The sequence below is a fragment of the Demequina pelophila genome (assembly GCF_000971175.1).
GTDB lineage: Bacteria > Actinomycetota > Actinomycetes > Actinomycetales > Demequinaceae > Demequina > Demequina pelophila.
In genome coordinates, this window is sequence record NZ_BBLY01000005.1 from 159089 (window position 1) to 176718 (window position 17630).

The following is a 17630-nucleotide window of genomic DNA, read 5'->3' on the forward strand; positions in this document are numbered from 1 at the left end:
CCTCCGACATCGCGGCTCAGGCGGCGGGGGACGCCTCGGGCGAGGCGGAGTCCGCGTCGGCGGCCGGCGACGGCTCGGGCGACGCGCCCTCGACGGGCGCCGGCTCGGCCGCGTCGGGGAAGGGCCACGGGTTCGGCTCGCAGGCCTCCGGCAGCGCGCGCTGGTCCGCCATCACGTCCGCACGCCCGGACTCGCACGCCACCGCATCGTGCCCCAGCGTGAATCCCACGCCGTGCCCGAGCAGGTAGCGGCGCGCGCCGTCGCGGTCCTCGCCGTAGCCGTCGAGGCCGCGCGCCCAGTCCTCGACGCTCACGGGCACGACGCCGCGCTCGGCGCAGCCCAGGGTGGCGCTCGGGGAGGCGGCCGGCTCCGCCGACGGCGAGGCGGCCGGCGAGGGCTCCACATCCAGGGACGATGCGCCGATCGCGCCCTCGTCGGGGCACAGGATGGCCGCGGCGACGGGGCTCGCGAGGACGATGCGCACGTCCGGAACGCCGTCGGTCAGCACGAACTGCTGGCGCCCCTCTGCGCCCCAGCCGCGGTGGTCGTTGAGGGTGTCGAGCACGTACTGCGCGAGCACCTCGGGGTTGATCGCGAGCCCGTCCTCGACGTCGACGCGCACGAACTTCACCGGCCCGGCGCCCTCGCGCTCCTCGGAGTCGACCAGCGCCGCGGTGAACGTGCCCTCGCCCGCCTCGGGCACCGTGAGCGAGCGCAGGCCGGCGGCGCGGTCCGCATCGTCCAGCGTCCGCTCGATGGGCTCGATCGGGTCGATCGACACGTCCGGCGTGGGGCGCGGCTCGGGCGTCGGCGACGCGGACGCCTCCGGCTCGGCGGTCCACGCGTGATAGAGGTCGGGGACGAACCCGGTCGCCCAGCCCGCGCCGATCCCCGCGGCGAAGGCCGCGACGACCACGAGTGCGGAGATCCACAGCGGCGGCAGGGCGATTCCCCTGCCCGCGAACACACCGGTGGACCTCTGACGCACCGCCATAGGATAGTGCCGACGAACAGGCATCGAACGCCAGGGAGGCGACCATGGAAGTCCGGATCGGCGTGCAGCACGTGTCTCGGGAGATCTCGATCGACACGGACATGACCTCCGATGAGGTCGCCGCCGCGGTCGCCAAGGCCGCCGCCGACCAGGGCGGCACGCTCGAGCTCACCGACGCCAAGGGCCGCCGCGTCATCATCCCGGCGGCGTCGCTCGGCTACGTGGACATCGGCGAGGAGGCGCGTCACCGCGTCGGCTTCGGGGCCTGACCCCGGCCACCCCTCCCCCGGGACGATGCATCGGCCAGGGGCCCCTTTCGCGCGCCACCGTTGCGCCGGTACAATGGGCTCCGACCTGGGCTGACCGGTCGTCATGTGAGAGCCTCCGGCGGACGCCGCCGGGGACGCGGCCGGGGCCGCGCTACGGATGATTCGCGATCGGCTGCCCGCCGCATCGGCGCCGGACGCGCCCCCACAGCTCGGAGCACCATGACCGACACGCACGCCACTGTGCAGGCCCAAGACACCACCTTCGCGGACTACGACGTCGACCACCGCATCGTCGACGCCCTCGCCGAGAAGGGCATCGTCTCCCCCTTCCCCATCCAGGCCATGACCCTGCCGGTCGCCCTGTCCGGCCACGACATCATCGGCCAGGCCAAGACCGGCACCGGCAAGACGCTGGGCTTCGGCATCCCGGCGCTGCAGCGCACCGCCGCCCCCGGCGAGGACGCCTACGAGACGCTCGGCGACGCGAAGGGCAAGCCGCAGGCGCTCATCGTCGCGCCGACCCGCGAGCTCGCGGTCCAGGTGGCCGGCGACCTCGAGACCGCGTCGCGCAAGCGCTCCGTGCGCATCGTCCAGATCTACGGCGGCCGCGCGTACGAGCCCCAGATCGAGGCCCTGCAGAAGGGCGTCGACGTGGTCGTGGGCACCCCCGGCCGCATGATCGACCTGCTCAACCAGGGCCACCTGGACCTGCGCTTCATCAAGACCGTGGTGCTCGACGAGGCCGACGAGATGCTCGACCTGGGCTTCCTCCCCGACGTCGAGAAGCTGCTCGCCGCGACCCCCGCGTCGCGCCACACCATGCTGTTCTCCGCGACCATGCCGGGCGCCGTCGTGGCGCTCGCGCGTCGCTACATGACGCAGCCCACCCACATCCGCGCCGCGGACCCGGACGACGACGGCGCCACCGTCAAGGCCATCAAGCAGGTGGTCTACCGGGCGCACGCGCTCGACAAGGTCGAGGTCCTCGCCCGCATGATGCAGGCCAACGGCCGCGGCCTCACCGTGGTGTTCGCGCGCACCAAGCGCACGGCCGCCAAGGTGTCGGACGAGCTGCGCGAGCGCGGCTTCGCCGCCGGCGCGATCCACGGCGACCTGGGCCAGGGCGCGCGCGAGCAGGCGCTGCGCGCGTTCCGCTCGGGCAAGATCGACATCCTGGTGGCGACCGACGTCGCGGCCCGCGGCATCGACGTCGACGACGTCACCCACGTGGTCAACTACCAGTGCCCCGAGGACGAGAAGACGTACCTCCACCGCATCGGCCGCACGGGCCGCGCGGGCAAGACCGGCACCGCCGTGACGTTCGTCGACTGGGACGACATTCCGCGCTGGTCGCTCATCGACAAGGCGCTGGACCTGGGCTACCCCGAGCCGCAGGAGACCTACTCGACGTCGCCGCACCTGTACGACGACCTCGACATCCCCGAGGGCACCAAGGGCCGCCTGCCCCGGGACAAGCGCACCCGCGCGGGCCTCGAGGCGGAGACCGTCGAGGACCTGGGCGAGACCGGCAAGCGCGCCGGCGGCGCGGGCGGCTCGCGTGACGGCGGCCGCGGCGAGGGCCGCGGCGGTCGTGGCGGCCGTTCGGGCGGCCGGGGCGGTCGCTCCGGTGGTCGCGACGGTGGCCGGGATGGTGGGCGTGAGGGTGGCCGTGACGGCCGTCCCGAGGGCGAGCGCCGCTCGGACGCCGGGTCCGGCGAGGGCTCGGGCTCGGGCGAGGGCCGGTCCGGCCGGTCGCGCAACCGCCGCCGTCGCGGCGGTGCGGGCTCCGGCGAGGGTGCGGGCGAAACGCGCACCGAGAGCGCGCGCGCCGCGGTGACCGATGCGCTGGCCGGCGAGGGCTCCGGCCCCGCCGACGCGGGCGCTCCCCGCGCCGAGGGCGAGTCCAAGCCGCGCCGCAACCGCAGCCGTCGCCGCCGTCGTGGCGGGTCCGGCCAGGGCGAGGGTGCCGGCTCCACCGAGGCCGCGGCTCCGCAGGCGGCTCCCGCGGCCGAGTAGCCGCAACCGCATCAGCAGTCGCCAAGGGGCGGCGAGGGAGACCTCGCCGCCCCTTGGCATGTGTGCAGAGCCTCTCCACGCGTGCCGGCCCCGCTCTCGCCTCCCCACGCGTGCCGGACCCGTTTCACGTCCCCACGCCTGTCCGGGACACTGAGGACCGCTCATTGGGCGCCGCTGCTCGCTGCGGGACACTCAGGACCGGTGGCGCGGCGACGCGGCGGTCCTCACGGTCCCGCAGCAACCACACAGCCCGATTCAGCGGTCCCTACTGTCCCGGACCGCAGGGGCGGGGCGGCCGAGCAGGTGCGCCCGCCCAGACGCGCAACCCAGCGCGGCTACCCCCGCTGGCGCTCGAGCTCCTCGAAGGCCTCCGTCGTCGTGAGGTTCTCCCCCAGCCGGTTCGGCTTGCCCGTGCCGTGGTAGTCCGAGGAGCCGGTCGCCACCATCCCGTGCCTCTCCACCAGCGCCCGCAGCCGCGCGCGAGTGGCCTCGTCGTGGTCGCGGTGGTCCACCTCGAGCCCGGCGAGCCCGACCTCGGCGAGCGCGTCGATCACCGAGTCGGGCACCACGCGCCCGCGCCCCTCCGCGCCCGGATGCGCGAACACGGGCACGCCCCCGGCGGCGCGGATCGCCCGCACCGCCTCGCGGACGTCGGGCGCGTAGTGATGGACAAAGTAGGGCGAGCGCGAGTGGAGCACGTCGTCGAATGCCGCCGATCGGTGAGGGAAGTGCCCCCGGGCGACCAGCGCATCGGCAATGTGCGGGCGCCCCACCGTCGACGCCGACCCTGCATGCTCGAGCACGTCCTCCCACTCCACGGGGAAGTCGGCGGCGATGCGCTCGACCATCGCGCGCGCCCGCTCCACGCGGTCGCGGCGGGTGCGCTCCATGATCGCGGCGAGCTCCGGCGCGTCCATGCGCGGCCAGTACGCGAGCATGTGCAGCGACACCCAGCGGTCCTTGGCGGAGACCTCGATGCCCGGCACGAACCGCAGTCCCAGGCGCGCGGCCTCCGCGGCGGCCTCGTCCCAGCCGTCGACCGAGTCGTGGTCGGTCAGCGCGACCACGTCCAGGCCCGCCTCCGCGGCCTCCCTCATCACCTGGGCGGGCGCGCCGTGGCCGTCCGAGACCGTCGAGTGGGTGTGCAGGTCGATGCGCATCGCCCCAGTATCGCGCGCGGATCCCGCCCGGGGCACGGGCCGGGTGCGCGCGACACCGTGCAGGTGCGCCGCGGCACCGTCCGTGAGAGCCTGCCATCCGGGGGAGGTGGCGCGATGGACGCGATCGAGGTGGTGGCCTGGGCGACGGCGGCGGGGCTCGCGGTGGTGGCTCTGTTCCAGGTGGCGCTCGCCGCCGGCGCCCCCTGGGGCGACTTCGCGTGGTCGGGGCGCCAGCCCGGCCGGCTGCCCGCCACGCTGCGCGTCGCGAGCGCCGTCTCCGCGCCGGTGCTGCTGGGCATGGCGGCGGTGGTGCTCCTGCGCGCCGGGGTCTGGGGCGAGGGGGACTCGACCTGGGTGACGGTCGTGGCCTGGGTGGTCGCCGCGATGCTGACCCTGTCCGCGCTCGGCAACCTCGCGAGCCGCAGCCCGCGGGAGCGCGCCGTCTTCGGCCCGCTGTCGCTCCTCATCGCGATCGGCGCGATCGTCGTCGCGATCGCCGGCCCCGCCTGAGCCTCGTCCGAGCCCCGCCTGAGCCCCGCCTGCGCCTCGTCCGAGCCGCACCGCACCGCTCACGCACCGCGGTCCGCTCGCCCGTCGCACCCCGTGGGAGAATTCAGCGCGTGAACGACAAGGACGACACCAACAAGGCACGCACCACCCGACCGGGCTCGCAGGAGTTCAAGGACTTCATCGCCGGGCACTGGGCCGAGCGCGAGGACCTCCACACCACCCGCATCGCCGCGGCTCCCTACGCCGCCGACCGCCGCGCCCGCCTCAGCGCGCGCTTCCCGGGCGAGCGCATCGTCGTCCCGGCCGGCGACCTCAAGGTCCGCTCGAACGACACGGACTACCGCTTCCGTCCGTCGACGGACTTCACCTACCTCACCGGCCTGGGCATCGACCACGAGCCCGGCGCGATCCTCGTCATGGAGCCGCGCGAGGGCGAGGGCCACGACGCGACGCTCTACCTGGTCCCCCCGGCCACCGCGGGCGACGAGGGCTTCTACGCCGATGCGCGGTCCGGCGAGTTCTGGATCGGTCGCCGTCCCGGCCTGGCCGACTTCGAGGCCATGACCGGCATCGCGACCCGGCCCCTGGCCGAGCTGCCCGAGATCCGCCTCGCGGCGCACCCCCGCAAGAAGGTGCGCGTCGCGCTGGCGGAGATGCGCTTCGTCAAGGACGAGTACGAGATCCAGCAGCTGCGCGACGCGGTCGACGCCACCATCGACGGGTTCGAGCGCGTCATCGGCGAGCTGCCCCGCGCCGTCGCCCACAAGCGCGGCGAGCGAGTCGTCGAGGCCACCTTCGACGGCCACGCCCGCGAGGAGGGCAACGCGGTGGGCTACGAGACCATCGCCGCCTCGGGCGCCCACGCCACCACGCTGCACTGGATCCGCAACACCGGCCAGGTCCGCGAGGGCGACCTCATGCTGCTCGACGCGGGCGTCGAGGTGGAGAGCCTCTACACCGCGGACATCACCCGCACCTTCCCCATCAACGGCGAGTACTCCCCCGTCCAGCGCAAGGTCTACGACGTGGTGCTCGAGGCCGCCGACGCCGCGTTCGCCGTCGCGAAGCCCGGCGTGCGCTTCATCGACATCCACCTCGCCGCCATGGAGGTCATCGAGAAGCGCCTCACCGAGTGGGGCATCGTCCCCGAGGCCCAGGACCCCGAGTCGAAGCTCTACCGGCGCTGGATGGTCCACTCGACCTCGCACCACCTGGGCCTCGACGTCCACGACTGCGCCGAGGCCAAGCGCGAGCTCTACCTCGAGGGCGAGCTCAAGCCGGGCATGGTCTTCACCATCGAGCCGGGCCTGTACTTCCAGGAGGGCGACCTGGCCGCCCCGGAGGAGCTGCGGGGCATCGGCATCCGCATCGAGGACGATGTGCTGGTCACCGAGGACGGCGTCGAGAACCTCTCCGCGCGCCTGCCGCGGGAGGCCGACGCGATCGAGGAGTGGATGGCGCGCCTGCGCGGCTGACCCCGCTCCCCGCTGCGGACACTCCGCACGGATTCGAGGTCGACGCGCCGGGCACGGACCCGGTTTCGCGCCGGATCTCCGGCGTGTCTCATGCCATTCCGTGCGGAGTGTCCGGAATCCGAGGGTGGTGCATCCCACACCCCCCTCGGGACCTTCGGCCCCCCTGCCTTGAACGGGGCGAACCCTACGGTGAGGCGGGCCACTGCCGACCTGGAGGCCCCCGAAGCCGAGGAGCCCCCATGTCCCCCGTCGCGCACCTGCGCCGCCTGCTCGCGGTCCTCTGCGCGGCGGCCGCCGCGCTGCTCCTCGCGGGCGCTCCCGTCGCCGCCGCGGCCGGCCCCGTGGCCACCGCCGCCACCGCCGTCGCCACGACCGGGCTGGAGGACGGCGCGGTCCCGGCCGGCCCCGTGGCCACCGCCACGTCGGCCACCGACCTCCCCGCCGACCAGCTCGTCATCTTCTGGGGCGACGGCTGCCCCAACTGCGCCGCGCAGAACGTGTGGCTGGGCGACTACGCGACCGACCACCCCGACCTCGACGTCGCCAAGTACGAGGTGTGGAACGACGCCGCGAACCGCGACCTGTTCGCCGCGACCGGCGAGGAGCTGGGCTTCCAGGCCAGCGCCGTGCCCACCACGGTGCTGGGCGAGCGCGTGTGGATCGGCTGGAACGCCGCGGTCCAGGCGGACATGGAGGGCGCCCTCGCGACCGTCATGGCGGGCGGCACGGCCCACCCGGGCGTGTTCGGCACGGAGGGCGCCGGCACGTGCACCGGCGAGGACGGCATGTGCTCCGGCGAGGGCGGCGGCAGCACCATCTCCCTCCCGTGGATCGGCGAGGTCGCGCTCGCGGAGCAGTCGCTGCTGGTCTCCACGGTCATCATCGGCTTCGTCGACGGCGTCAACCCCTGCTCGCTGTGGGTCATCTCCGTGCTGCTCACCATCGTGCTGCGCACCAAGGACCGCCGCCGCGTCATCGCGATCGGCTCGACGTTCCTGCTGGTCACGGCCGCGATGTACGCGCTGTACATGGCGGCGTTCTACTCGGCGCTCACGCTCATCGGCGCGATCGGCTGGATCCAGGCGGGCATCGCGGTGGCCGCCGCCGTCGTGGGCGCGGTGAGCGTCAAGGACTACTTCGCGTTCAAGAAGGGCCTGTCGTTCACCATCGCGGACTCGTCCAAGCCCGGCATCTACAAGCGCGTCCGCGAGGCCGCGGCGCAGAAGTCGATCGTCGCCGCCATCGGCGCGACCATCATCCTCGCGGTCGCCGTGTCGCTGCTCGAGGCGCCCTGCACCGCGGGCTTCCCCATGATGTGGACCGGCCTGCTGCACGCCAACGGCGTGGGCCCCGCGGAGACCGCCGGCCTGTTCGTGGCGTACATGGTGCCGTACCTCATCGACGAGTTCGTGGTCTTCGGCATCGCGCTGGTGACCATGCGTGCGACCAAGCTCCAGGACCGTCACGGCGAGCTGCTCAAGCTGTTCGCGGGCGTGACCATGCTCGCGCTCGCGGGCGTCATGGTGATCGACCCCACGGTCATGGAGCAGCCGCTGCTCGCGCTCGCCCTGTTCATGGCGGCGTTCGGGCTCGCGTTCCTCATCCACGTGGTCACCACGCAGGTGCGCCGCCTGCGTGCGGCGCGCGCGGAGCTCGAGGAGCTCGCCGCGCAGGACCTGCCCGAGGACGATGCGGTGGGCACCGGCCGGTAGCCCCCCGGTCCGGGGTCGGGCCCGTCAGGCCGGGTCGGGCCCGTCAGGCCGGGTCGGGCCCGTCAGGCCGGGTCGGGGCCGTCAGGCGACGACGCCCGGTCCGGCGCGTCAGCCGACGGGCGCGGGCTCCCCCGCGTGCAGGCGCCGCGCCAGCTCCAGGAGCGTGTCCGCGGAGGCGTCCCACGAGTAGCGGCCGGCGACCGCGCGTCCGGCCGCCGAGCGCGCGCGGCAGTTCTCCGGGTCCGCCAGCTCGCGGACGCGCGAGGCGAGGCCCTGCGCATCGTTCACCGGGAAGAAGCCCACCGCGTCGCCGCCGATCTCCCGGAAGATCGGGATGTCCGACGCGACCACGGGCACGCCGCGCCCCATCGCCTCGACCACCGGGATGCCGAAGCCCTCGTCGCGCGAGGCGGTGACCAGCGCGGTGCAGCGGTCGAGCAGCCGGTGGTATTCCGCGTCGCTCACGCCGTCGTGGAAGATCAGGCGCGCGCCGGCGGGGGCCTCGCGCTCGAGCGCCGCACGCCGCTCGGGCGTGATCCGCGACAGCAGGTGGAGCTCGTGGTCGGGCAGCAGGCCCGCGGCCCGCACGAGCGTCTCGACGTTCTTGTAGGGCATGAACGAGCCCATGTAGAGCAGGGTCCGGTCGCGCTCGCCGGGGCCGGTGTAGGTCGCGGCCGCGGGGTACGACGAGGGCGCGTTGGGCAGGACCGCGACCGGTCGCCGCGTGAGGCGGTGCTCCTCCATGAGGGCGCGCGTGGTCGCGGAGATGGTGGCGACGGCGTCGGCGCGGTCGAGCATGAGCCGCTGCGGCCAGTACGCGGAGTGGTACGCCCGCCACGCGGCGCGCACCACCGCGGGCTGGTCGCGCGGCGGCAGCGGGTGGCGGTAGTAGATCAGGTCGTGCAGCGTGAGGATCAGCCGGTAGCGCCGCCCCCAGGAGCCCATCACCTGCATGGGCGAGAACACCACGTCCGCGCCGAGCGCGTTGAGGCGGCGTGCGATGAACGGCTCCGCCGGGTGCGTGGGCGCGGTGACGCGGACGTAGTCCGCGTCGGGCGTGAGCATCTCGCGCTGGCGGTCGTCGTGGATGAGCGCGGTCACCTCGGTGCGCGCGGCGAGCGCCTCGAGCAGGGAGGCGCCGAAGCGGGAGATGCCGTCGTGGTAGCCGATGCGCGTGAACCGGGCGTCGATGACCAGCCTCATGCGGGGGTCCCCTCGCGGTCGGTCGCGCCACTCTCGTGCGCCGCGAGCAGTCCGCGCTCGGCCAGGAAGTCGCGGGCGTGCTCGGCGACGGCGGCCGGCTCCTCGTAGTGCAGCAGGTGGCCGCTGCCGGCGATGACGACCAGGCGGGCGTCCGGCGCGGCGGCGGCGAGAGCCTCCTGCGCCGCGACGGGCGAGACGTCGTCGCGGGCCCCCGCGATCAGGAGCGTGGGCACCGCGAGCGCGTGCGCGTCCTCGGCGGCGTGGTGACGGGTGGCGGCGCGGTAGCTGTCGAGCAGGCTGCGGCGATCGGCGAAGCCCGCGAAGCGCGCGCGGTGCTCCGCCCGGATGAAGTCGCGCACCTGCGCGGACCGGGTGCAGGTCATGGCGCTCGAGACCAGGTCGACCACGGCACGGGAGCGCAGCAGCGGCTCGCCCACGGCCCGCGGCAGCGCCGCTCCGGCGACGTAGTACGCCTCGGTCGCCCACGACAGGGCGGCGCGCGGGCCGCGCAGCGCCGGAGAGGAGACGGGGTTCACCAGGACCAGGGCGCGCAGCCGCTCCGGATGGCGCCGCGCGAACGCCGCGGCGACGATCGACCCGAACGAGTGGCCCAGCATCGCGAGGCCGCCGGATGCCTCAGGACCGCTCCCGCCGTCGAGCCCCAGCGCGGTGACGAGCCGGTCGAGGAAGGACACGTACGCGTCGAGGTCGTGGGCTCCGGGGAGCACCTCGCTGACGCCGTGACCGGGCAGGTCCGGGACCACGATGCGCGCGCCGGGCAGGCACCGCGCGATGAGGTCGAGACCGTGCCGGTCGCCCCGAAGTCCGTGGACGGCGAGCACGGTGGGCGCATCCGCGAGCGGCGCACCGGAGGCGTCGAGCGGCTCGACGAGGCGGTAGCCGGCCACACGATCCCGGCCGCCGGGGGTCGCCAGCCGGACGGTGCGCTCCGACCACCGCTGGGGCGCCTCGGGCAGCGCCAGCGGGTAGCGCGGCTCGCGCGCGGTCATCGTCCGGCCTCGCCGGCGGGGCCCCCCTCGCCCGGGCGGGCCGGGGCGCCGGGCCCGGCCACCGCATCGGCGCCGGTCCCGGCGAGCGCCTGGGCCTCGCCCCGGGCCTCGGCCTCGTGGACCAGCGACTCCGCCTCGTCGACCACGGCCGCGGCCTGCGACGCGAGCGCGTCGCCCACGACCTGGTCGGACAGGGTCCGGTAGATGTCCTCGAACTCGTCGAGCGTGCCGCCCAGGTCGTGGCGCGCGACGATGCGCCGGGACGCCTCGCCCATCCGGGCGCGGGCGCCCGGGTCGCCGGCCAGGCGGCCCAGGGCGGCGGCCAGCGCGTCGACGTCACGGGGCTCGAACAGCTCGCCGTTGGTGCCGTGGTGGACCAGGTGCGGCAGGGCCACGGCGTCCGCCGCGATGACGGGCAGGCCCGCGGCCATGGCCTCCATGGTGGCGATCGACTGGAGCTCCGCGGTGGAGGGCATGACGAAGATGTCCGCACGGCGGTAGGCGTCGATCAGCTCCTCCTCGGTGACGAAGCCGGGCAGGTCGACGCGGTCGGCGATGCCCAGCTGCTGGGCGAGGGCCGTGAGCTCGGCGTCGCAGGCGCCGGTGCCGACGATCCGCAGCCGCACGCCGTTGAGGCGCGCGACGGCCTGGACCACGTCCTCGATGTGCTTCTCCTTGTCGAGGCGGCCCACGAAGAGCGCCTCGACGCCGTCGCCGGCGCGCGCCCGGCGGCGCTCGGCGTCGGTGCCGAACTTGGTGAGGTCGATGCCGCACGAGACGGGGTGGGTGGGACGGTCGAAGCCCGCGTCGGTGAGGAACTGGACGGCACGCGGAGTGGGCGCGGTGACCAGGTGGGCCTCGGAGTAGACCGCGAGCAGGTCCGCCCAGATGCGGTTCGCGGACCAGGCGCGCGCGAAGGCGGGCATGCCGTGCTGGGCGACCAGGTTCTGCGGCATGGTGTGGTTCGTCGCGACCACGGGCAGCCCCCGGCGGCGGCCGTGGCGGATCGCGAAGCGTCCGATGACGAAGTGCGACTGGACGTGGATGACGTCGGGGCGCACGGCGTCGATGACGTCGCGGACGGTGGAGTCGGTGCCCCACGGCCAGCAGTAGCGGAAGTCCCGGCGGACCCCGGCGGGCACGGAGGCGACGCGGTGGACGGTGAGCGCGCCCATGGTCTCGACGGAGGTGTGCGTGGTCTCCGCGGGGCACACGACGTGGACGTCGTGGCCGCGGGCGGCGAAGCCGTCGGCCAGCCGGCGCGCGAAGTAGGCGGCGCCGTTGACGTGCGGGGGGAAGGTGTCCGCGGCGATGAGGATGCGCAGGCGCTCGCCCGGGGCGGAGGGCTCCCACGCGTGGGCCGCGGTGCGCTCGGCGATCTCGCCGCGCCGGACGATGCGCGCGAGCGACGCGGTGCCGATCATCGCGATGATCGCGCCCACCGCGGCGAGCGGGATGGACCACGCGCCGGTGATGCGGGCCTCGCCGAAGAGCAGGGTGCCGGCGACGACGGCGACCACGGGGTCCACCACCGTCGTGGTGCCGAGCACCACCGAGGCGGGCCCGGAGGCGAAGGCCTGCTGGACGATCCACCCGGCCAGGGCGGTCGCCGCGAGCACGACCACCGCGAGCACCACGATGTCGAGGTCGATGCCGCCCAGGTGGTGGATGCGCTGCTCGACGGCGCGCACGAAGGCGGACACGAGCCCGGCGAGCGCGGCGGCCGTGAAGGTCAGGATGGAGAAACGGGGGCGGCCCTCGAGCCGCATCGCCGCGACGGCCGCGGCCAGCACCACCGCGGTGAGCGCAATCGCGGGCCAGATCGACGTCGCCTGCATGGGCACGTGCGGCTGACGGGCGACGACCGTGACGAACAGGCCGATGCCCACGCACGTGGTCGCCACCGCGCTCCACAGGCGCACGCGGCCGGCGAAGTGACGGTGATCCCACAGCACGATGGTGACGAGCGCGAGCGCGCCCAGCGGCTGCACCACGGTCAGCGGCGCCATCGCGAGCGCGGCGACGTGCAGGGCGGTGGCGCCGGCCTGCAGCAGCACGCCGCCCGTCCAGCGCGGGGAGCGCAGCAGGGTGGGCAGGGTGCTGAGGGCGACGCGGCGGTCGGTGGCCACGTCGCGCACCGCGCTCTGCTCGAGATGGGCGGCGGCTCCGAACGCGACGGCGGCTGCCACCGCGCACGCAACGGCGAGGAAGAGCATCGAGTGAACCTCGGGATCGGGGGCGATGGTCGGTGCGCACAAACACTTCGCGCAGGCCAATTGTCCCCGATGCAGGTCCCATACACCGTTACCGCGCGCCGCGCCGGGTCGCGGCCGCGCTCTCACCCCAGCGATGCCAGGCTGCGGATGGCGCCCCTCAGCCGCTCCGGCGCGTCCTGGCAGGAGATCCGCACGTGGCCCGCGCCCGCGCCCTCGCGCGCCTCGAACAGCTCCCCCGCCGCGAGCGGCAGGCCCGCGGCCTCGGCCCGCGCGGCGAACCGCGTGGCGTCGAGCCCGCCCAGGTCGACCCAGACGCCGGGCCCGCCCGCGGGCCGTTCCGCCGCCCACCGCGGCGCCGCGCGGGCCAGCTCGTCCAGCACGGCGTCGACGGACGCCCGCAGCGTCTCGCGGCGCCACCGCACCGTCGCGTCGAAGTGCTCCGCGAGCAGCGCGGCCGCGAGCCGCTGCTGCAGCGGCGAGGAGCCGAAGTCGAGCGCCACCCGGCGCCGCCGCAGGTGCGCCGCGAGCGTCAGATTGGTGTGGATCCACCCGATTCGCAGCCCGCCCCAGAACACCTTGGTCATCGACCCGATGGTCGCCACCGGACCCGCCTCCGACAGCGAGGCGAGCGGCGCCGGCGGGTCGCCGTCGAGCGCGAGGTCGGCCGCGCAGCGGTTCTCGACGAGCACCGTGCCCGCGTCGTGCGCCGCGGCGACGAGCGGCGCCGCCTCGTCCGGCTCGAGCCGCGCGCCCGTGGGGTGCTGGAAGGTGGTGACGATCGCGAGCGCGGGCCGCGCGGCGCGGATCACCAGGGCCGCGGCGGCGGCGTCGAGCCTCCCGTCGCGCATCGGCAGCGCGATCACCGGGGCGTGCACGCGGCTCACCGCGTCGAAGATGCCCGGGAACGTGAGCTCCTCCACCGCGATGGGGCGCGATCGGGACACGAGCGCGCCCACGAGCAGCGCGTGCGCGTGCTGACCGCCGCTCGTCACGACCACGCGCTCGGGGCTCGCGGCCGCGTGGCCGTCCGCGCGCAGGCGCACCGCGACGGCGTCGAGCAGCGCGGGATGCCCCTCGGGCGAGTAGCCCGTGCCGTGCAGCCGGATGGGCCCCACCATGGCCTCCGGGTCGCGCAGCGCCCGCTCGACCACCGGCGCCGGCGCGGGCGCCGTGCACAGCAGGTCCGTGCCGTGGTCCTCCTCGCGGTAGTACTCGGCGAGCCACAGCGCCGAGTGCGCGTTCGCGTGCTGGCGCCCGCGGCTCGGATGGTGCAGGCGCGGCGCCGCCCCGGGCCGGACCTCGAGCCAGCCCTTCTCCCGCAGCAGCCGGTAGGCGGCCTTCACCGTGTTGCGGGAGACGTGCAGCCGCTCGGCGAGGTCTCGCTCGGACGGCAGCTGCACGCCGTACTCGAGCGCGCCCACCCGGGCGAGCGACTCCACCCCGGCCGCCACCTGGCGATAGAGCGGCCCCGCGCTCGCCGGCTGCTCGGCGAGCGCATCGGCGAGCTGGTCGGCGATGGACCGCATGGGCCCAGTCTGCGCCCGGCTGGACCCCCGAAACAAGGCCCAGTGGGCCGGCAGGTGGTACTTGTCGGGGGACGATGCGCGGGCCCACCCTGGTGTGACAGGCAGGTCGGGAGGGGGACCGCGCGCGCCCTGCGGGCGCACCGAAGGAAGGAAACCCCATGCTGATGAACGATCCCGAGGGGATGCTGCGTCATCATCACGTCGAGCACGAGCAGCACATGGACGTCGCTCACGCCCGGCGCTCGCACCACCCGATGCACCGCTTCTCCGGCACGCACGAGAGCCGGATGCACCATGTGGCGCGGTGGTGGTCCGTGGTGACCTACCACTACGCGAGCCACATGCGCCGCGCCCTGCGGCATGCGGGGGCGGTCGTCATGCACCCGGCGGCGGCGCGGGTCGGGGCCCACTGACGCCACCGGCCCGCCGGGCAAGGGACCCCCTGCTACGAGCCCCGACGGAGGGTCCGGCTACGCTGACCCCATGAGCACCGGAGTCGAGCGGGTCTACGTCGCACGCCTCGCGGGCACCACCGTCTTCGACCCCATCGGCGACGCGGTGGGCCGCGTCCGCGATGTGGTCGTGGTCGTGCGCAGCACGGGCATGTCCGCGCCCACCGCCGTCGGCCTCGTGGTCGAGGTGCCCGGACGGCGGCGCGTGTTCATGCCGCTCACGCGCGTCACGGCGATCAACCCGGGACAGGTCATCTGCACCGGCGTGGTGAACCTGCGCCGCTTCAAGGCGCGCTCCGGCGAGTCGCTATGCGTCGCCGAGCTGTTCGAGCGCCAGGTGCGCCTCAAGGAGGACCGCTCCGCCGCGTACATCGAGGACATGGCGATCGAGCAGGACAAGCTCAAGACGTGGCACGTGTCCAAGCTGGCGGTGCGCCGCGCCGACCGCCGCCGCGGCATGCTCGGGTTCTCGCGCCGCGGCGAGTCGCTCGTCGTGGACGTCGACCAGGTGCTGGGCCTGTCCCCCCGCGAGAGGGACCAGGGCGCGTCGCTGGTCATCGAGGCGTTCGAGAACCACCGCCCCGCGGACCTCGCGGCGGCGCTCATGGAGATGACCCCGTCGCGCTCCGCGGAGATCGCGGCCGCGCTCGACGACGAGCGGCTGGCCGACGTGCTCGAGGAGCTGCCCGAGGAGGACCAGATCAAGCTCCTGTCGACGCTGCAGTCCGAGCGTGCGGCGGACGTCCTCGAGGCGATGGACCCGGACGACGCGGCCGACCTGCTGGGAGACCTGCCCGACGCCCAGGCGGCGGCGCTGCTGCAGCTCATGGAGCCCGAGGACGCCCGCAACGTGGGCCAGCTGCTGGGCTACGAGGACGACTCGGCCGGCGGCCTGATGACCACCGAGCCGGTCATCGTCGGCCCCGAGACCTCCGTGGCCACCTGCCTCGCCCTGGTGCGCAAGCAGGAGCTCGCCCCCGCGCTGGCCTCGTCCGTGTTCGTCGTGCGCCCGCCGCTCGAGACGCCCACCGGCCGGTACGTGGGGATGGTGCACATCCAGCGCCTGCTGCGCGAGCCCCCGCACGACGCGATCGGCAACTTCGTCGACCCCGCGCTCGCACCGCTGCACCCCGACGAGCACCTGTCCGTGGTCGCACGCCGCATGGCCGCGTACGACATCCTCGCGCTGCCGGTGGTGAACGACGAGCACCGGCTCGTCGGGGCGATCTCGATCGACGACGTGCTCGACCACCTGCTGCCGCCCGACTGGCGCGAGCACATGGACGAGGACGAGACCACGACGACGGCGGGAGAGGTCAGTGCCTGAGCGTCTCGACCGTCCCAAGGGTCAGGAGCGTTCGTTCCTGCCGCGCCGACGCAACCCCAACTCCGACCGCGTGGGCATCGTGTCCGAGGCGATCGCGCGCTACCTGGGCACGCCCGTCTTCCTCGTCTGGCTCACGATCTTCTGCGTCGTGTGGCTCGCGTGGAACACCTACGCGCCCGAGTCGCTGCGCTTCGACTCCGCCGAGTTCGGGTACACGCTGCTCACGCTCATGCTCTCGCTGCAGGCGTCCTATGCCGCGCCGCTGATCCTGCTCGCACAGAACCGCCAGGACGACCGCGACCGCGTGGCCGCCGAGCAGGATCGCCAGCGCGCCGAGCGGGCCCTCGCGGACACGGAGTACCTCGCACGCGAGGTGGCGGCCCTGCGCCACGCCGTCAACGAGACCGCGACCCGGGACTTCGTCCGCTCCGAGCTGCGCGCGCTGCTCGAGGAGCTCCGCGAGGACGAGGAGAACGCCGCGGCGGAGGCCCGCCGGCGCGCCAAGAAGGCCGCCAAGCGCGCCCGGCAGTCGAACGCCTTCCCGGACTGACGCGCCGCCCGGGCGCGCCCTCCGCGGCCGCCCGGCCCTCGCATCGTCCCCTTCCCCGCACGTCCTACGATGGTCCCCATGCCTACCGCCGATCTGATCCGCGACGCCCTGGCCACGGTCATCGACCCGGAGATCCGCCGCCCCATCACGGAGATCGGGATGGTGCGCTCCGTGGACCTCGACGGCGCCGTCGCCGTCATCGGGATCGACCTCACCACCCAGGGCTGCCCCATGCGGGACCGCATCACGGGCGACGTCGAGGCCGCCGCGCGCCGCGTCGAGGGCGTGGCCGAGGTGCGCATCGAGCTGGGCGTCATGAGCGACGAGCAGCGCCAGGGCCTGCGCGCGCAGCTGCGCGGCGGCAAGCCCGAGCCCGTCATCCAGTTCACCCAGCCCGGCAGCATGACGCGCGTGTACGCGATCGCGTCCGGCAAGGGCGGCGTGGGCAAGTCCACGGTGACCGCCAACCTGGCGGCGGCGATGGCCGCGGACGGCCTCAAGGTGGGCGTGCTCGACGCGGACATCTTCGGGTTCTCGATCCCCGGCATGCTCGGGGTGACCGGCCAGCCCACGCGCATCGACGACATGCTGCTGCCGCCCCTCGCGCACGACGTGAAGGCCGTGTCGATCGGCATGTTCGTCCCCGAGGGCCAGCCGGTCGTGTGGCGCGGGCCCATGCTCCACCGCGCGATCGAGCAGTTCCTCGCGGACGTCTTCTGGGGCGACCTCGACGTGCTGCTCCTGGACCTGCCCCCCGGCACGGGCGACATCGCGATCTCGACGGCTCAGCTGCTGCCGCACGCGGAGATCGTCGTGGTCACGACGCCGCAGTCGGCCGCCGCGGGGGTCGCGGAGCGCGCCGGCGCGATCGCCACGCAGACGTCCCAGAACGTCGTGGGCGTCGTCGAGAACATGGCCTGGCTCGAGCAGCCGGACGGCTCGCGCCTGCCCCTGTTCGGCGAGGGCGGCGGCGCGACCGTGGCGTCGCGGCTGTCCTCGGTGCTGGGCACCGACGTCCCGCTCCTGGGCCAGATCCCCCTCGACATCCGCGCGCGCGAGGCGGGCGACGCCGGCACCCCCGTGGTGCTCGCGGAGCCCGGCTCCCCCGCCGCGGAGGCGATGCGCGAGATCGCGCGGGCGCTGGGCGCCCGCCGCCGCGGCCTCGCAGGCCGCTCGCTCGGGGTGACGCCCGTGCGGCGCTGAGCGCTCC

15 protein-coding genes are annotated in these 17630 nt (G+C 74.6%); 9 read left to right on the plus strand and 6 right to left on the minus strand.

The features are described from left to right. Positions 1-16: 16 nt before the first annotated feature. Positions 17-988 (minus strand): DUF3152 domain-containing protein, encoded by a 972-nt coding sequence (locus tag AOM03_RS08725; RefSeq protein ID WP_162197276.1) that lies wholly within the window; start codon positions 986-988, stop codon positions 17-19. A gap of 50 nt (positions 989-1038) precedes the next feature. On the opposite strand from AOM03_RS08725, the gene AOM03_RS08730 reads away from it, so the two are divergent. Continuing rightward, positions 1039-1263: a DUF3107 domain-containing protein gene (locus tag AOM03_RS08730; RefSeq protein ID WP_062380415.1), complete on the plus strand. Its 225-nt coding sequence runs from the start codon at positions 1039-1041 to the stop codon at positions 1261-1263. A gap of 219 nt (positions 1264-1482) precedes the next feature. Continuing rightward, entirely contained in the window at positions 1483-3279 is a 1797-nt protein-coding gene (locus AOM03_RS08735) for a DEAD/DEAH box helicase (protein WP_082092282.1), read from the plus strand. A gap of 335 nt (positions 3280-3614) precedes the next feature. On the opposite strand, the gene AOM03_RS08740 is transcribed toward AOM03_RS08735, so the two are convergent. Further along, positions 3615-4439, minus strand: coding sequence for a PHP domain-containing protein (locus tag AOM03_RS08740; RefSeq protein ID WP_062380417.1), 825 nt, complete (start codon positions 4437-4439; stop codon positions 3615-3617). Between the two features lie 114 nt (positions 4440-4553). Between AOM03_RS08740 and AOM03_RS12725 the strand changes: the two genes are divergently transcribed. The 3 genes from AOM03_RS12725 to AOM03_RS08750 all read left to right on the plus strand — a co-directional run bounded on the left by AOM03_RS12725 (position 4554) and on the right by AOM03_RS08750 (position 8136). After that, positions 4554-4949, plus strand: a complete 396-nt coding sequence (locus tag AOM03_RS12725) for a hypothetical protein (RefSeq protein ID WP_156157688.1) — start codon at positions 4554-4556, stop codon at positions 4947-4949. A 110-nt stretch (positions 4950-5059) separates the two neighbouring features. Beyond that, a complete protein-coding gene (locus AOM03_RS08745) occupies positions 5060-6424 on the plus strand; it encodes an aminopeptidase P family protein (RefSeq protein WP_227589946.1) in 1365 nt (454 codons plus the stop codon). Between the two features lie 239 nt (positions 6425-6663). Further along, a complete protein-coding gene (locus AOM03_RS08750) occupies positions 6664-8136 on the plus strand; it encodes a thioredoxin domain-containing protein (RefSeq protein ID WP_062380419.1) in 1473 nt (490 codons plus the stop codon). 108 nt (positions 8137-8244) lie between these two features. Here the strand turns inward: AOM03_RS08750 and AOM03_RS08755 are convergent, their stop codons facing one another. From AOM03_RS08755 to AOM03_RS08770, 4 genes are all read right to left on the minus strand, one after another. After that, positions 8245-9339, minus strand: a complete 1095-nt coding sequence (locus AOM03_RS08755) for a glycosyltransferase family 4 protein (RefSeq protein WP_062380421.1) — start codon at positions 9337-9339, stop codon at positions 8245-8247. After that, positions 9336-10349: an alpha/beta fold hydrolase gene (locus AOM03_RS08760; protein ID WP_082092283.1), complete on the minus strand. Its 1014-nt coding sequence runs from the start codon at positions 10347-10349 to the stop codon at positions 9336-9338. The genes AOM03_RS08755 and AOM03_RS08760 overlap by 4 nt, the downstream gene beginning before the upstream one ends. After that, a complete protein-coding gene (locus AOM03_RS13020) occupies positions 10346-12565 on the minus strand; it encodes a glycosyltransferase (protein WP_227589947.1) in 2220 nt (739 codons plus the stop codon). Before AOM03_RS13020 ends, AOM03_RS08760 begins: the two co-directional genes overlap by 4 nt. Positions 12566-12687: 122 nt before the next feature. Beyond that, positions 12688-14091 (minus strand): aminotransferase-like domain-containing protein, encoded by a 1404-nt coding sequence (locus AOM03_RS08770; RefSeq protein ID WP_062380423.1) that lies wholly within the window; start codon positions 14089-14091, stop codon positions 12688-12690. A 158-nt stretch (positions 14092-14249) separates the two neighbouring features. On the opposite strand from AOM03_RS08770, the gene AOM03_RS08775 reads away from it, so the two are divergent. The 4 genes from AOM03_RS08775 to AOM03_RS08790 all read left to right on the plus strand — a co-directional run bounded on the left by AOM03_RS08775 (position 14250) and on the right by AOM03_RS08790 (position 17623). Continuing rightward, entirely contained in the window at positions 14250-14504 is a 255-nt protein-coding gene (locus AOM03_RS08775; protein WP_062380425.1) for a hypothetical protein, read from the plus strand. A gap of 70 nt (positions 14505-14574) precedes the next feature. Continuing rightward, positions 14575-15870 carry a magnesium transporter MgtE N-terminal domain-containing protein gene (locus AOM03_RS08780; RefSeq protein ID WP_062380427.1) on the plus strand — a complete coding sequence of 432 codons (1296 nt, stop codon included), beginning with the start codon at positions 14575-14577 and terminating at the stop codon, positions 15868-15870. Then, a complete protein-coding gene (locus tag AOM03_RS08785) occupies positions 15863-16420 on the plus strand; it encodes a DUF1003 domain-containing protein (protein ID WP_062380429.1) in 558 nt (185 codons plus the stop codon). Before AOM03_RS08780 ends, AOM03_RS08785 begins: the two co-directional genes overlap by 8 nt. Before the next feature lie 69 nt (positions 16421-16489). Next, positions 16490-17623, plus strand: a complete 1134-nt coding sequence (locus AOM03_RS08790; RefSeq protein WP_062380431.1) for an Mrp/NBP35 family ATP-binding protein — start codon at positions 16490-16492, stop codon at positions 17621-17623. Positions 17624-17630: the final 7 nt, after the last annotated feature.

What these genes read in the sequence shown, in the direction of transcription:
- AOM03_RS08770 (WP_062380423.1), bottom strand. Translation starts at nt 14,091, where the DNA reads ATGCGGTCCATCGCCGACCAGCTCGCCGATGCGCTCGCCGAGCAGCCG.
- AOM03_RS08755 (WP_062380421.1), bottom strand. Translation starts at nt 9,339, where the DNA reads ATGAGGCTGGTCATCGACGCCCGGTTCACGCGCATCGGCTACCACGAC.
- AOM03_RS13020 (WP_227589947.1), bottom strand. Translation starts at nt 12,565, where the DNA reads ATGCTCTTCCTCGCCGTTGCGTGCGCGGTGGCAGCCGCCGTCGCGTTC.
- AOM03_RS08790 (WP_062380431.1), top strand. Translation starts at nt 16,490, where the DNA reads ATGGTCCCCATGCCTACCGCCGATCTGATCCGCGACGCCCTGGCCACG.
- AOM03_RS08780 (WP_062380427.1), top strand. Translation starts at nt 14,575, where the DNA reads ATGAGCACCGGAGTCGAGCGGGTCTACGTCGCACGCCTCGCGGGCACC.
- AOM03_RS08740 (WP_062380417.1), bottom strand. Translation starts at nt 4,439, where the DNA reads ATGCGCATCGACCTGCACACCCACTCGACGGTCTCGGACGGCCACGGC.
- AOM03_RS08750 (WP_062380419.1), top strand. Translation starts at nt 6,664, where the DNA reads ATGTCCCCCGTCGCGCACCTGCGCCGCCTGCTCGCGGTCCTCTGCGCG.
- AOM03_RS08735 (WP_082092282.1), top strand. Translation starts at nt 1,483, where the DNA reads ATGACCGACACGCACGCCACTGTGCAGGCCCAAGACACCACCTTCGCG.
- AOM03_RS08760 (WP_082092283.1), bottom strand. Translation starts at nt 10,349, where the DNA reads ATGACCGCGCGCGAGCCGCGCTACCCGCTGGCGCTGCCCGAGGCGCCC.
- AOM03_RS12725 (WP_156157688.1), top strand. Translation starts at nt 4,554, where the DNA reads ATGGACGCGATCGAGGTGGTGGCCTGGGCGACGGCGGCGGGGCTCGCG.
- AOM03_RS08775 (WP_062380425.1), top strand. Translation starts at nt 14,250, where the DNA reads ATGCTGATGAACGATCCCGAGGGGATGCTGCGTCATCATCACGTCGAG.
- AOM03_RS08730 (WP_062380415.1), top strand. Translation starts at nt 1,039, where the DNA reads ATGGAAGTCCGGATCGGCGTGCAGCACGTGTCTCGGGAGATCTCGATC.